The organism is Corynebacterium jeikeium (assembly GCF_000738175.1).
Taxonomy (GTDB): Bacteria; Actinomycetota; Actinomycetes; order Mycobacteriales; family Mycobacteriaceae; genus Corynebacterium; species Corynebacterium jeikeium_C.
Map to the genome: position 1 here is coordinate 1 of NZ_JFCH01000008.1, position 12,768 is coordinate 12,768.

General features: G+C 63.3%; 12 protein-coding genes, 1 tRNA gene and 1 other RNA gene. 9 read left to right on the forward strand and 5 right to left on the reverse strand.

What is annotated here, in order from left to right:
- Positions 1-255: 255 nt before the first annotated feature.
- Positions 256-344: transfer RNA gene (locus JQ46_RS00435), tRNA-Ser, on the reverse strand.
- A 170-nt stretch (positions 345-514) separates the two neighbouring features.
- Here JQ46_RS00435 and ffs point away from each other — a divergent pair.
- Positions 515-609: signal recognition particle sRNA small type (gene ffs / locus JQ46_RS10860), an RNA gene on the forward strand.
- An 11-nt stretch (positions 610-620) separates the two neighbouring features.
- Here ffs and JQ46_RS00440 read toward each other — a convergent pair.
- The gene (locus JQ46_RS00440; protein ID WP_034984480.1) at positions 621-1,664 is read right to left on the reverse strand and encodes a magnesium and cobalt transport protein CorA; all 1,044 of its coding nucleotides are present in this window, start codon (positions 1,662-1,664) and stop codon (positions 621-623) included.
- Positions 1,665-1,874: 210 nt separating this feature from the next.
- Between JQ46_RS00440 and JQ46_RS00445 the strand changes: the two genes are divergently transcribed.
- The 6 genes from JQ46_RS00445 to JQ46_RS00470 all read left to right on the forward strand — a co-directional run bounded on the left by JQ46_RS00445 (position 1,875) and on the right by JQ46_RS00470 (position 8,421).
- A complete protein-coding gene (locus JQ46_RS00445; protein ID WP_034984481.1) occupies positions 1,875-3,158 on the forward strand; it encodes an aminotransferase class I/II-fold pyridoxal phosphate-dependent enzyme in 1,284 nt (427 codons plus the stop codon).
- A gap of 141 nt (positions 3,159-3,299) precedes the next feature.
- Complete coding sequence (locus tag JQ46_RS00450; protein WP_034984482.1) at positions 3,300-3,878, forward strand: suppressor of fused domain protein; 579 nt, start codon at positions 3,300-3,302, stop codon at positions 3,876-3,878.
- Positions 3,879-3,921: 43 nt separating this feature from the next.
- Positions 3,922-6,726: a DNA polymerase III subunit gamma and tau gene (locus JQ46_RS00455; protein WP_034984483.1), complete on the forward strand. Its 2,805-nt coding sequence runs from the start codon at positions 3,922-3,924 to the stop codon at positions 6,724-6,726.
- A 116-nt stretch (positions 6,727-6,842) separates the two neighbouring features.
- Positions 6,843-7,157: a YbaB/EbfC family nucleoid-associated protein gene (locus JQ46_RS00460; protein ID WP_005292353.1), complete on the forward strand. Its 315-nt coding sequence runs from the start codon at positions 6,843-6,845 to the stop codon at positions 7,155-7,157.
- Positions 7,158-7,187: 30 nt separating this feature from the next.
- Complete coding sequence (gene recR, locus JQ46_RS00465) at positions 7,188-7,919, forward strand: recombination mediator RecR (RefSeq protein ID WP_034984486.1); 732 nt, start codon at positions 7,188-7,190, stop codon at positions 7,917-7,919.
- A 70-nt stretch (positions 7,920-7,989) separates the two neighbouring features.
- Positions 7,990-8,421, forward strand: a complete 432-nt coding sequence (locus JQ46_RS00470) for a DoxX family protein (protein ID WP_051876176.1) — start codon at positions 7,990-7,992, stop codon at positions 8,419-8,421.
- On the opposite strand, the gene JQ46_RS00475 is transcribed toward JQ46_RS00470, so the two are convergent.
- The 3 genes from JQ46_RS00475 to JQ46_RS00485 all read right to left on the reverse strand — a co-directional run bounded on the left by JQ46_RS00475 (position 8,418) and on the right by JQ46_RS00485 (position 11,030).
- Complete coding sequence (locus tag JQ46_RS00475) at positions 8,418-9,209, reverse strand: type 1 glutamine amidotransferase (protein WP_034984489.1); 792 nt, start codon at positions 9,207-9,209, stop codon at positions 8,418-8,420. The two genes, JQ46_RS00470 and JQ46_RS00475, sit on opposite strands and share 4 nt — an antisense overlap.
- Complete coding sequence (locus JQ46_RS00480) at positions 9,210-10,616, reverse strand: MurT ligase domain-containing protein (protein WP_034984490.1); 1,407 nt, start codon at positions 10,614-10,616, stop codon at positions 9,210-9,212. It lies immediately after the preceding gene.
- Between the two features lie 66 nt (positions 10,617-10,682).
- The gene (locus JQ46_RS00485) at positions 10,683-11,030 is read right to left on the reverse strand and encodes an ArsR/SmtB family transcription factor (RefSeq protein WP_034984493.1); all 348 of its coding nucleotides are present in this window, start codon (positions 11,028-11,030) and stop codon (positions 10,683-10,685) included.
- 79 nt (positions 11,031-11,109) lie between these two features.
- Here JQ46_RS00485 and arsB point away from each other — a divergent pair, with 79 nt between their 5' ends.
- Positions 11,110-12,201, forward strand: a complete 1,092-nt coding sequence (gene arsB / locus JQ46_RS00490; RefSeq protein WP_034984496.1) for an ACR3 family arsenite efflux transporter — start codon at positions 11,110-11,112, stop codon at positions 12,199-12,201.
- Between the two features lie 17 nt (positions 12,202-12,218).
- Positions 12,219-12,638, forward strand: coding sequence for a low molecular weight phosphatase family protein (locus JQ46_RS00495; protein ID WP_034984582.1), 420 nt, complete (start codon positions 12,219-12,221; stop codon positions 12,636-12,638).
- Positions 12,639-12,768: the final 130 nt, after the last annotated feature.

Here is a 12,768-nt window from a genome sequence, read left to right on the forward strand (position 1 = left end):
CCTGCAGAGCTATGCGTCGCTGCTCCTTGGTGTATGAGCGGTTCATGATGGAATCCTCCAAGATTCCGTCCGCATCCCCTTTTGACCCTTAACCCTACATCGACACGTCTCGCAATTACCAAAAACCTTATTGGAAGAAAGGCCAGCCACCCCTGACCTAAAAGTGAAAACGGCGCCTCGGAAAAAGAAAAACCGAGACGCCAGTTTGTCCATGATGTCGCGACTGAAGTGTCAACTATGTCGCGACTCATGACATGGCGGAGGATGTGGGATTTGAACCCACGAGGGATGTGACTCCCGCACGCGTTCCAGGCGTGTGACATAGGCCGCTAGTCGAATCCTCCATGTCGAACGGCAAAACACACGGAAAAGCCGTGGCTTCGACGTACTCATGAAAGGGTACACAACGCTGCCTTTAGATTCCAAATCCGGTGCTAGGGGTTGGAAAGTGGGCGTCGATAAATAAGAAAGAACGAGCCTTTGGAACAACGAGCGCGCGTGGGCTAGTATGGGCAACGGATTCCGCGCGGCGTGTATCTTGTGAACTCCCCCAGGGCAGGAATGCAGCAAGGGTCAACGAGCTCTGACGGGTGCGCGGGGTCCCCTTTTTTATGCCCGCGCTACAGCCAGTTCTTGCGCTTAAACCACCACCACATCAGCAGAATCACCGCTAGGTTCAGCAGCAGGCTGTAGTAGTAGCCGTATTCCCAGTGCAGCTCCGGCATGTTGTCGAAGTTCATGCCGTACACACCCGCGATCATCGTCGGCGGCGCGGCCATACCGATGATGGATGAAATCGTGCGCATGTCCTGGTTCTGACGCAGCGAAATGATCGCCGAGCTGGCTTGGATAAGGGAACTCAGGCGCTCGTCGAAAGAGTCGATCTTGTCCTTGGCCAGCATGGCGTGGTCCAAGACATCGCGGAAGAAAGCCCTGACGTGCTTCGTCGTTAGATCCCTGTGGTTATCGATCAGCGCGCGCAGCGCGGGGAGCAGCGGGCCAATGGCATGGCGCATCTCCAGGATCTCGCGCTTCAGGGTATAGATATTCTCGATGTTCGTCTCGGCGCGGAGGGTGAAGACCTCCTCCTCCAGGCTGTCCACGCGGTCTTCCAGCGCCTCGGAGATGCGGGTGTACTCGTCGACCAGGTAGTCCGTGATGGCCCACGCGATGGCCATCGGACCTGCACTGCGCAGCTCGGGTGCCTGGTGCAGGCGGACTTCCGGGTCGGGTAGTTCCGTATCGTGGGCAATCACGATGATGAACTTCTGGCTGATGACCATCTGCACCTCACCGGTTTGGATGAGGTCGCGCCGGTCGATCAGATCCTTATTGCCCGCGTACTGCACGGAGCGGACGACCGTGAACAGCTGGTTTTCGTAGCGCTCCAGCTTGGCGCGCTGGTGGGCGGTCACGGCATCCTCGACGATGAGTTCGTCGACGTCGTAGCACTTCGCCACCTTCATCATCTGCTCTTCCGAAGGCTCCTCCAAGGAGACCAGCACAAAGCTGCCCCTGCTGGGGGTAGCTAGATCCTCGATCTCCTTCAGTGCGGTGGCATAGTTCGCCTGGCCGGGGGTTTGCTTGCCCTCGACGTAAAGGCGGCACTCGCGGATGGCGCGTTCGACGGGGACCCGGACTCGGTTGGGTTCGGTTTTTGTCATAGTGGATCCTTTCCAACTATTTCAACTACATCCGGCGAGATCTGACGCACGGTTACTCTATGCAAACTCTATGCACCATAACCCGTCAGTGTGCGGCAAGCTGCGCGGGTGCGCTCTGGCGGGGGCGGTGTCCGGCACGTCCGTTAGACTGGCAAAGGTAAGCCACACCGAGGGTAAACCCCAGCACGCCACAAGCGGGAGAGAATCTACATGAAGATCGAAAACGTAAACGCAGAGCTCCTCCTCAGCATGAAGGAGGACGTCCGCCAGGCCTACGAAGAGCTGCACTCCAAGGGGCTCAACCTGGACCTCACGCGCGGTAAGCCTTCGGCCGAGCAGCTGGATTTCTCGGTGGATCTGTTGAGTCTTCCGGGAGAGAACTTCACCTCGCCCTCCGGAGTGGACGTGCGCAACTACGGCGGTGGGGTCGGCCTGACGGAGATCCGCCAGCTGTGGGCGGACGTCCTAGGCCTGCCGGTGGATAACGTCATCGCCGGGGACGCTTCCAGTCTGAACATCATGTTCGACCTGATCAGCTGGGCCTACGCCTTCGGCACCAACGACTCCGAGCGCCCCTGGTCGGCGGAGGAGAAGCTGAAGTGGATCTGCCCCGTGCCAGGCTACGACCGCCACCACTCCATCACCGAGCTGTTCGGCTTCGAGATGCTGACCGTCGACATGACGGACGAAGGTCCGGACATGGATCAGGTGCGCGAGCTGGCGAAGGACCCGGCCGTGAAGGGCATGTGGGCCGTGCCGATGTTCGCCAACCCGACGGGCGTAACCTTCTCGCAGCAGACCGCCGAGGCCCTGGCTGCCATGGAAACCGACGCGCCGGACTTCCGCATCGTGTGGGATAACGCCTACGCCGTCCACACCCTGACCGACGAGTTCCCGGAGATCATCAACATCCTGGACGTCGCCGAAAAGGCGGGCAACCCGAACCGCTTCTGGGCCATGTCCTCTACCTCCAAGATCACTTTCGCGGGCGCTGGCCTGGCCTTCTTCGCCTCTTCCACGGAGAACCTGGAGTGGTACAAGAAGATCGCCAACGTGCGTGGTATTGGACCGAACAAGGTCAACCAGCTGGCTCACCTGCAGTACCTGAAGGATGCCGAGGGCGTGCGCGACCTCATGCGCAAGCACGCGGGCTCCCTGGGGCCGAAGTTCACCCGCGTGGTGGAGATCCTGCAGCGCCGCCTGGGCGACCTCAACGTTGCCGAGTGGACCGTTCCGGAGGGCGGTTACTTCATCTCCGTGAACCTGCTGGACGGCACCGCTGGTCGCGTGGTGGAGCTGGCGAAGAAGGCCGGCGTGGCTCTGACCGCTGCGGGCTCGACCTACCCGCTGAAGCAGGATCCGAACGACCGCAACCTGCGCCTGGCTCCTTCCATGCCGACGATCGAGCAGCTGGAGGTCGCCATGGACGGCTTCGCCACCTGCGTTCTCTACGCCGCGATCGAGATGGTCGAGCACGACGCGGGCCAGCGCTAACCAGCACCTTCAAATAGCAAGCAGGAGGTCACCATCAACACCGACGAAACACTGGTCTGGGTCCAGGGGCTACTCCCCGGCGAGCCGACCGTCGCACGCCGCAAGGTCGCCGATTCCTTCCCCGAGTTCGCTGTCGCCGAGGTGTTTCTTGGTGACGCCCCCTCGTCCCAGAACGGCACACCCCAGGAGGGCGACGACGAGCCCGTGCTGGCCGAGACGGTCGCAATGACCATCGACGCCGGGCGCATGGAATCCGGCCTGGAGACCGAGGACGGTTCTGACCTGCGCGTGGAGCTGCTAACCGTCGTCACCGGACATGACGATACCGCCGCCGACCTGTTGGCCCACGCCGCGACGATGATCTCCCAGGATCCCGGCCACTGGCCGCCGCAGCCCGGCACAATGCTGCCGGATGTTGTGCAGCAGATGGATGCTGACTCCGAGCGGAAGATCACCGCCCGCAACGGCCTGCTGGTGGTTCCCTACGTGTGGGACGAGGGCGTGCCCCACGTCCACGAGGTCACTTCCGAGGGCGCGGGCCGCCACTCGAAGGAAGGCGAGACCGACGTGGAGTTCACCCACCCGGGCCGGCTGACCATCGTCGCGCAGCTGGTGATGCTGACGGACGAGGAGCTTGAGCTCGCGCAGACGGCCGGTGTGGCCGCGGTGCAGGAGCGGTTGGTGCGTGAGGGCGTCAATATCAACGACATATGGCGCTAGGCGACCGCAACGGGTCGTCTTAGGTGGAATGTAGGGTAGGTTCGTGGCACTTTATAGGAAATATCGTCCGGCGACGTTTGCCGAGGTCGTGGGGCAATCTCACGTGACCGAGCCGTTGTCGGTGGCGCTGGATAGCGGGCGGATCAACCACGCATACCTGTTTTCCGGGCCACGCGGTTGCGGCAAGACGTCGTCGGCGCGCATCCTGGCCCGCTCGCTGAACTGTGTGGAAGGGCCGACGTCCACGCCCTGCGGAAAGTGCGAATCCTGCGTGTCGCTAGCGCCCGGCGGGCCGGGGAACCTGGATGTGACGGAGCTGGACGCCGCCACGCACAACGGCGTGGACGACATGCGCGAACTGCGCGAACGCGCCTTCTACGCGCCTGCGGAATCGCGCTACCGGGTGTTCATTATCGACGAGGCGCACATGATCTCCACGGCGGGTTTCAACGCCCTGCTGAAGATCGTGGAGGAGCCGCCGGAGCACCTGATCTTCATCTTCGCCACGACGGAGCCGGAAAAGCTGCTGCAGACGATCCGCTCCCGAACCCACAACTACCCGTTCCGCCTGCTGGCGCCGCCGGATATGCGCGGGCTGCTGGAATCGGTGGTGTCCGGCGAGGGGGTGCCGGTGGAGGATGCGGTGTATCCGCTGGTCATCCGCGCGGGTGGCGGTTCGCCGCGTGATTCGCTGTCGATCATGGACCAGCTGCTGGCCGGTGCTGGCCCGGAGGGCGTGACGTACAACCGCGCACTGGCTCTGCTGGGTGTGACGGATTCCACCCTGATCGACCGTGCCGTGGATGCGCTGGCAGAGCACGATTCCGCCGCACTGTTCGCAGTGGTCGACGATGTGATTGATGCGGGGTACGACCCGCGCCGTTTCAGCGAGGATCTGCTGGACCGCTTCCGCGACCTGCTGGTGGTGCAGGCCGTGCCGGATGCCTTTGACCGTGGGCTGGTGAACGCGCCTGCGGAGTCGCGTGATGTGCTGCGCGAGCAGGCGGAGAAGATGGGGCAGGCGACACTGACCCGCTGCGCATCCCTGGTGAATGAGGGGCTGGCGCAAATGCGCGGCGCCACGGCTCCGCGACTGTTGCTGGAGATTCTGTGCGCACGCATGGCGCTGCCCGCCGCCGGCATGACGGTGGAGGCGCTGGCGCAGCGCGTGGAGGCCCTGGAGAAGGGGCATGGCGGGACTGGCGGTAGCGGTGCCGGCTCGAGTGCGGGCGCGGGTGCTGGAGCGGGTTCGGGTGCTGGGACAGGCACTGGCACGGGCGTGCGCGGCAGCCGGGCGGAGATGTTCGCCCGGCGCAGGAAGGCTGCGCAGGACGCAGCGGAGCAGCCCCCGGCTCAGCCCGCCGAGTCCTCCGAACCGGTAGCGGCGGAAGCCTCCCTGGCGCCGAAGGAACCGCAGGAGACTGCAAAGGAGGCAGTGCCGGAGACACCGGCTGAGACGGAGCAGGAGTCGGCGCAGCAAACCGCGCAGGAGTCTCCGGCCATCGCCGAGGCGCGCCGGGCGCGCGACATCATGCAGCGCCACCGCCAGGCCAGCGCAGCGGAAGCCGAGTCCCCGACTCAGAACGCAGCAAATGCGGAGGCATCACCGGCGCCGACAGATTCTGAACCGGCGGAGACTTCAGCGGAAACACCCGCTGCGATCGATTCGGGTTCCTGGGCGCGGATCATGGATGCCATCCACGACCTGGACCTCAGCGCTTGGATCGCCCTCCGAGGCGCTACACCGCGCGCGTCCCAGCCCACTGCGGGCGAGGTTCACGTGGACCACCACACCGGCTCACTGGCGCGCCTAGTCAACGGGGCGAAGAACGCGGAGGTGTATTCGCAGGCTATCCAGAGTGTCACGGGAAGTCCCGCCCGCATCGTCGTCTATGTCGGCGACGAAGTTGTCGGCGCCGGAGCCGCCGGAAGCGGCGGAGCTACTGGAGCTGCCGAGCCTGCAGGAGGCGATGAGCCGGGAAAAGCTGAACCGGCGGCGGCACAGCCCTCCGCCGGTGAGGGACAAACTCCAGCCTCCACACCGGTGAACCCTGTGCCAGCGGAAACCCCGATGGACGCAGCGGCCTCCCGCAGTGCAGCCTCCAGTGCCCTGGAGCGCGCCCGCGCGATGGAAGAAGCGATGCGCAAGACCTCGCACTCCCACCGCAACGCAGGCGCAGCGGCGGGCACCGCTGGAGCGGCCGGTGCAGCGGGCGCCACTGCTGGCAGCCGGGGAGCGGCCGGCGCGGGGGCTGGAACTGCAGCCAATTCGAGTGAAGCCGCCGCGCAGGAAGACCCGAACTCAGGCTGGCGCGCCCGCGCCGAACGAGCCAAGGCCCGCAAGAAATACAACATGGAAAACGGCTTCAACGGCGTCCCGCTACCCGACGAGCCGCCAGTCGATGCCTACGGAGACAGCCCTGTCGACAACTGGGGTGGCGGGGCGGCGGCCAACGCCGCAGATCCCCTCGCGAACCCCGCGGCAGCTGACCCAGCCGCCGACGCGCCGCTGCCGCCCGAACCCTCGGACCCCTCTGATCCGTCTGACTCCTCCGGCCCGTCCGGCTCCTCTGGATCCTCTTCGCCGTCGGGACCCTCCGCATCACCTGCCCCGTCTGGGTCGCCCGCGCGGACGCAAGAACCCCCGTCCCGAGCCGCGAACCGCCAGCCCCACGCGGGGGCGGGTGCTGCTGGGGCCGAGGGGGCGTCACAAAGAACAGAACAAAGAGAACGCGACGAGCTACTCGCCGACCTCGAGGCCGCACCTGGCGAGCGCGACCACCGCACGCCGCTGGAAATCGCAGGTGAACTGATCGAAAAGAGCCTCGGCGCGGAGAGAATTCGCTAAGCGTGAACACAACCACCCGCACACGCGAAGGTGCCTAACACGCCTGTCCGGGCCGACCGGTACAGTTGTGGAAGAACAAAACCAAGCACGAGAAACCTCGACGAAAGGTAAACAAAATGAGCCAGCCAGACATGAACCAGCTGATGCAGCAGGCCCAGCAGATGCAGGCACAGCTGCAGGAAGCACAGCGCGAAATCGCCGCCTCCACCGTCAAGGGCGAGGCAGGCAACGGCCTGGTCACCATCTCCGTCGCAGGCTCCGGCGAGGTCACCGACATGGAGATCGACCCGAAGATCGTCGACCCCGAGGACATCGACACCCTGAAGGACCTGCTGCTCGGCGCGTTTAAGGACGCCAACCAGAAGCTGCAGACCCTCGCCGAGGAGAAGATGGGCCCGCTGTCCCAGGGCATGAGCGGCCTGGGCTTCTAAGCCTTCTAAGAACTCCAAAGAGAGACCTAGTTGTTCGAAGGACCACTACAGGACGTCATCGACGAATTCTCCCGGCTGCCCGGCATCGGGCCGAAAAGCGCGCAACGCATCGCGCTGCACCTGCTGAACGAAGAGCCGGAGGACATCGAGCGCTTCCAAAACGCGCTCGGCCGCCTGCAGCGCGGCGTGACGTTCTGCCGAATCTGCCACAACATCTCCCAAGAAGATGTGTGCCGGATCTGCGCGGACTCCAACCGCGACAAAAGCATCATCTGCGTCGTTGAGGAGTCCAAAGACATTCAGGTGATCGAACGCACCGCGGAATACCGCGGGCGCTACCACGTGCTCGGCGGGGCACTCGACCCACTCAACGGGATCGGGCCGAAGGAACTGAACGTCACGCCCCTGGTACAGCGCATCGGCGGGGCGCTGCCGGACGTAGCGCTCGGTGCGAAGGGCGGCGGGGCTTCTCTTGGCGACGCCGACACACCCGCCGGTGGCGAATCCAGCGGCGCGGGAACGGGCGACGTTGAGAGCGCGGACGTTGAGTACGACGAAGCCCCCGACATCACCGAGGTCATCATCGCCACCGATCCGAACACGGAGGGCGAGGCGACGGCCTCCTACCTCGGCCGCCTGCTGCGCGACTTCCCCGGGTTGACGGTCACACGCCTGGCCTCGGGCATTCCGATGGGCGGGGACCTGGAGTTCGTCGACGAGCTCACGCTATCCCGCGCGTTTGCGGGGCGCACCGCGCTGTAGTTTCTGTAGCCCCTGTAGTACGACGGGATTATAACGACGGGACTACGGTGGCGGGACTACAGTGGCGCCCATGAGTAAAAACCCTTTGCGCAACGCCCTCCGTCCGCACCGCCTTTCCCGTGCGGCCGGCATTCGCTCCGCCGTATGGGGAACCGTCTTCGGCACCGCAGGCGTGCTGCACTTTGTTAAGCCGGAGGGCTTCGACAGAATCGTTCCGGAGGAACTCCCCGGCACCCCGCGAGCCTGGACGCTCGGCTCAGGAGCCATGGAAATCGCCCTGGCCACCAGCATCGTGGCGTGCAGCCTGAAGCCCGAATGGCGCGGCGCGCTGCGCAGTACAATCGCTCCCGCCGCCGCACTCTTCCTAGTCGGTGTGCTCCCCGGCAACATCAAGATGGCCTGGGACTGGCGTGCCAAACCGCAGCCCGCGCGCGCCATCGCCTTCGCGCGCGTCCCCCTTCAGCTGCCGATGATCCTTAGCGTGGCCAAGCTCGGCGCTTAGAGGCGCTCCTTTCTTAGCGACGCCACCTCGCGCTCCAACTGCTTCGCCAGCTCACCCTGGAACTCGGGCAGCTCGGTGAGCGCAACCCCCATCGCGCGGGCCAACAACCAGTCCGCTAACTGCGGATTCCTGGCCAGGACGGGGCCGTGCATGTACGTCGCCACCACGGAGCCCTGCACGGCGCCTTCGGCGCGCGTCTGCCGGTGGGCATCCTCGCCGGAAAGCCCAGCGGCCTCTGCGCCGTGGTTATCGGTGTTGCCCGTGCCGCGGGTCAGGCGCCCCAGCGGCTCTGCATCCGCGCCCAGGATCGTCGCACCCATGTGGTTAGCGAATCCCGTCAGCGGTTCGGTCAGGCCTGCCCCGCCGGTCACGGCGGAGGCTGCCGGGGTGGAGGCAATCTCGCCGATCATGCGCTCGGCGAGTTGGGACGTGGTGGCGTCAATAAGACCCAACCCCTCAACCGTGCGACCATGGCTGGTGAAGGACCGGCCAAACACCTGCAGACCTGCGCATATAGCCAGAACCGGGCGGCCAGCGGCGACCGCGCGGGCAATGCCGCCGTCGTTGATCAGGTGTTCCGCAGCCAGAACCTGCGCGGTATCCTCGCCGCCGCCGACGGTGTAAACGTCCAGGGACTCCGGGACGGGCTCGCCCAGGTGGATCGGGTGGATCTCCGCCGACAGGCCACGCATGCGGGCGCGCTGGCGCAGCACTAGGGCGTTGCCATCGTCGCCATACGTGCCCAGAACGTCCGGTAGGATCAGGCCGATGTTCAGCTCAGTGCTCATTTACGCTTCCCCTTCCTTGTCCAGCACCCGCTTCAAGTCACGGAACGCCGTGTAGTTCGCCAGAACCTCCACGCGGCCCGGCGGGCACGAACGGATCGCCTCGACCGTGTCCTTGATCAGATTGTGCTCGACCGCTGCGTAGCCCAAGCGGACCGCCAGATCCGTGCCACGTTCGCCGGCGGCCACGACGTGTACGCCCTCGAAGTTTTCGAAGCGCACGTCCCACAGCCACGAGAGGTCCTGGCCGTCGGCGACCTGCCCATTCACGCTGATCACGAGGCTATCGGCGGTGCGGTCCACCATCGACAGGGCTTCCTGCCAGCCGGCAGGGTTCTTCGCCAGCATCAGGCGCACCTCGTGGTTACCGAAGTGCACCACGGAGTAGCGGCCTGCGACGTTATCCACCTTCTCCGCGGCGGCGATGGCCTGCTCGGTGGAGATGCGGCGGGGGAGGAGCTCGCTCAAAGCCACGGCGGCGGCCACGGCCTGGGTTGCGTTGCCGCGGTTCGCGTTGCCCGGGAGGGTCAGGTTCATCGGGTGCAGGTTGCCCTCGCGGTCGATCAGACCATCGTCCGTGATGCGCCAATCGGGGGTTGGCCTGCGGAATTCCCGGCCATCGGGGAGCTTTTTTGCGGCGTACCAGTCCACCACGCCGTCTTCGCCAGTGCGGTGGATGATCGCGCCTTCCGTGCGCGGGCAGCTGGTGGAATCGCCCGCCCAGCCGAAGCCGGCGCTGACCCACTGGACATTCGGGGAGTCCCAGGCGGCGGAGGTTACGGAAACATCGTCGCAGTTCGCGATGACCTGCATGTCGGGGCGGGCCTCTATGCACGCGCGGAGGGTGCGCTCGATCTTGTTGATCTCACCCACGCGGTCTAGTTGGTCGCGCGAGAGGTTCAGCAGTACCAGCACGTCCGCGTCGAGTTTCTCGGCGATTTTGGGGACGTGCAGCTCATCGACTTCCAGCACGACTGTGTCAGCGTCGCGGCCGGCAAGCAGCGCGCTGATCACGCCCGCGTCCATGTTGTCGCCGCCCTCGTTAGTGCAGACGGTCGCGGCTGTGCGGACGGCGCCGGCCAGCATACGGGTGGTAGTGGACTTGCCGTTTGTGCCTGTGACCAGCACCGTTGGACGCTTCTTGCCATCCTTGCCGGCGCCGAGGCTTGCCATTAGCTGCGGGTCGATTGCTCCGCCGACCAGGCCGCCGATCATGCCGCCGGCCCCTCGCCCTGCCTTTCTTGACGCCCACGTAGCCAGCTGCGCCATGCGAATCGCAACGGAGCTGCGGAACCGCTGCAGTGTGGAGCGGCGTGTGCCGGCGGGCTGCGGCCCGGAGTGCTGCGTGCCCTGCTGCCCGGAGTGCTGCGTGCCCGCAGGCTGTGCGCCGGTTCGATCAGAGTTATCCATGGGGACTAAGTGTACTCGCAGGGGCGTGCTGGAATTAGGAGGCTGGCGCGCCGGAGATGGCGAGCGTTAGTCCATTTGGAGAACAGCGCGAAGTTCAGCGAAGAGTTCGGGCTTTACTAGGTGTGTGACAGTGCGACCTGTTCGGGCTTTGCGGAGCAGACCTGCATCGGTAAGCCGCTTTAGGTGGTGTGAGACCGTGGGCTGGCTAAGCCCAGTAATATCTGCCAGCCGGTTTACACTGATAGGCTCGCAGCCCTTGGCTGCCAAGTGAGAGAGTATTTGCAGGCGGGCCTGGTCGGCCAGGACTTTGAATAAAGCGGCATACCGGGTGGCCTCGAGGTCCGACAATGGCCCGCTACTTAGTGAACAGCATGTTGAGGGGTCAGAAAGCGGGAAAATCTCTGGATTGGCCATGTCAACAATCGTATATTGACAGGCATCAATACGACACTTAGTTTAATATTGATACTAGTCAATACTTAGAGAAGGTTACATGACAGCTCCTTCGCGCTCCGGTATGTCATTTTTGGATCGGTTCTTGCCCGTTTGGATTATCCTCGCAATGGTTGCAGGGCTGTTGGTGAACCGTGTGGCTCCGGGGGTTGGAGCAAAGCTTAGGGATCTGGAAGTCGGAAGCATTTCGCTTCCTATCGCACTCGGCTTATTGGTAATGATGTACCCGCCCCTGGCAAAGGTTCAGTATGACAAGACTCGCCGGATCGCTTCTGATAGACGCTTGATGGCGGTTTCCATTGTCTTGAACTGGATTGTGGGGCCGGCATTCATGTTTGCCTTGGCGTGGCTGTGTTTGCCTGATGAGCCTGAACTGCGCACCGGTTTGATTGTCGTTGGCCTAGCTCGGTGCATTGCAATGGTTCTGGTCTGGTCGGACCTCTCTTGCGGCGATAAAGAATTAACTGCGGTACTGGTGGCAGTTAATTCAGTATTCCAGGTGCTTATGTTTGGCGTGTTGGGGTGGTTCTATCTGCAAGTACTTCCCGGTTGGTTGGGGTTGCCTACAACCTCGGCAGACTTCTCGTTCTGGTCGATCGTGATTTCTGTCTTAGTATTCCTGGGTATCCCACTGGCAGCTGGTCTCGCCTCTCGGGTGTTTGGTGAAAAGATTAAGGGGCGGGAGTGGTACGAAACTAGGTTTTTGCCGGCAATTTCTCCACTTGCATTGGTGGGGCTGTTGTACACGATCGTGCTCTTGTTTTCACTGCAAGGGGAGCAGATCTCCGAGCACCCTTGGGCGGTGGCACGTACGGCTGTTCCGCTGGTTGCATACTTCGCTGGCATGTTTGCGATTAGCTTGGTCGTTTCAAAGGCAACGGGATTGAACTACGCTCAGTCTGCATCGGTTTCTTTTACTGCTGCGGGAAATAACTTTGAGCTTGCTATCGCTGTGTCAATCGGGGCTTTTGGAGCGACTTCTGCGCAGGCATTGGCCGGAACTATTGGCCCGCTTATTGAGATTCCGGTGCTCGTTGGACTGGTTTACGTCATGCTCTGGATAGGGCCAAAACTTTTCGCCGGGGATCCGACGCTGCCTACTCGGTCGGGTAGCCCCAAACGATTCGGTTAATGAGGGAGCGAATCAAAATGAGCACGAAACCTAAAGTTCTCTTTGTTTGTGTAGGTAACGGCGGGAAGTCGCAGATGGCTGCTGCTCTAGCCGAAAAGCATGCTGGTGAGATGATTGAGATATATTCCGCTGGCACCAAACCAGCCGAAAAGCTAAACGCTGAGTCGGTGGAAGCTATAAGTGAAGTCGGCGCTGATATGGCCGGCGGCCACCCGAAGGATGTTGATTCAACTTTGCTGCGGGATGTTGATCGCGTGATCATTCTCGGAAAGGATGCGCAGCTCGAGCTTCCAGATGAAGCGCGAGGCAATCTTCAGCGGTGGGTTACTGACGAGCCTTCCGCGCGTGGGGTAGAGGGCATGGAGCGCATGCGGCTGATCCGTGATGATATCGACGCCCGCGTGCAGTCGCTCGTTGCCGAGTTGCTTGACGATTGAGAGCGGACAGTCTCCGAGCCCGTTTGAGCGTTTTTATTGGCGCCCGCGGGCTCGGGTGGGTGCAAATCAGCCTGACGGACGTCGTAGGTTTGCCGCGAGTTTGCAACATTTCCGACACTAAAAGGGATCA

Excerpts from the sequence above, each read along its gene's own strand:
- JQ46_RS00440 (WP_034984480.1), bottom strand. The coding sequence starts at position 1,664 with ATGACAAAAACCGAACCCAACCGAGTCCGGGTCCCCGTCGAACGCGCC.
- JQ46_RS00445 (WP_034984481.1), top strand. The coding sequence starts at position 1,875 with ATGAAGATCGAAAACGTAAACGCAGAGCTCCTCCTCAGCATGAAGGAG.
- JQ46_RS00460 (WP_005292353.1), top strand. The coding sequence starts at position 6,843 with ATGAGCCAGCCAGACATGAACCAGCTGATGCAGCAGGCCCAGCAGATG.
- JQ46_RS00470 (WP_051876176.1), top strand. The coding sequence starts at position 7,990 with ATGAGTAAAAACCCTTTGCGCAACGCCCTCCGTCCGCACCGCCTTTCC.
- JQ46_RS00475 (WP_034984489.1), bottom strand. The coding sequence starts at position 9,209 with ATGAGCACTGAGCTGAACATCGGCCTGATCCTACCGGACGTTCTGGGC.
- JQ46_RS00480 (WP_034984490.1), bottom strand. The coding sequence starts at position 10,616 with ATGGATAACTCTGATCGAACCGGCGCACAGCCTGCGGGCACGCAGCAC.
- JQ46_RS00485 (WP_034984493.1), bottom strand. The coding sequence starts at position 11,030 with ATGGCCAATCCAGAGATTTTCCCGCTTTCTGACCCCTCAACATGCTGT.
- arsB (WP_034984496.1), top strand. The coding sequence starts at position 11,110 with ATGACAGCTCCTTCGCGCTCCGGTATGTCATTTTTGGATCGGTTCTTG.
- JQ46_RS00495 (WP_034984582.1), top strand. The coding sequence starts at position 12,219 with ATGAGCACGAAACCTAAAGTTCTCTTTGTTTGTGTAGGTAACGGCGGG.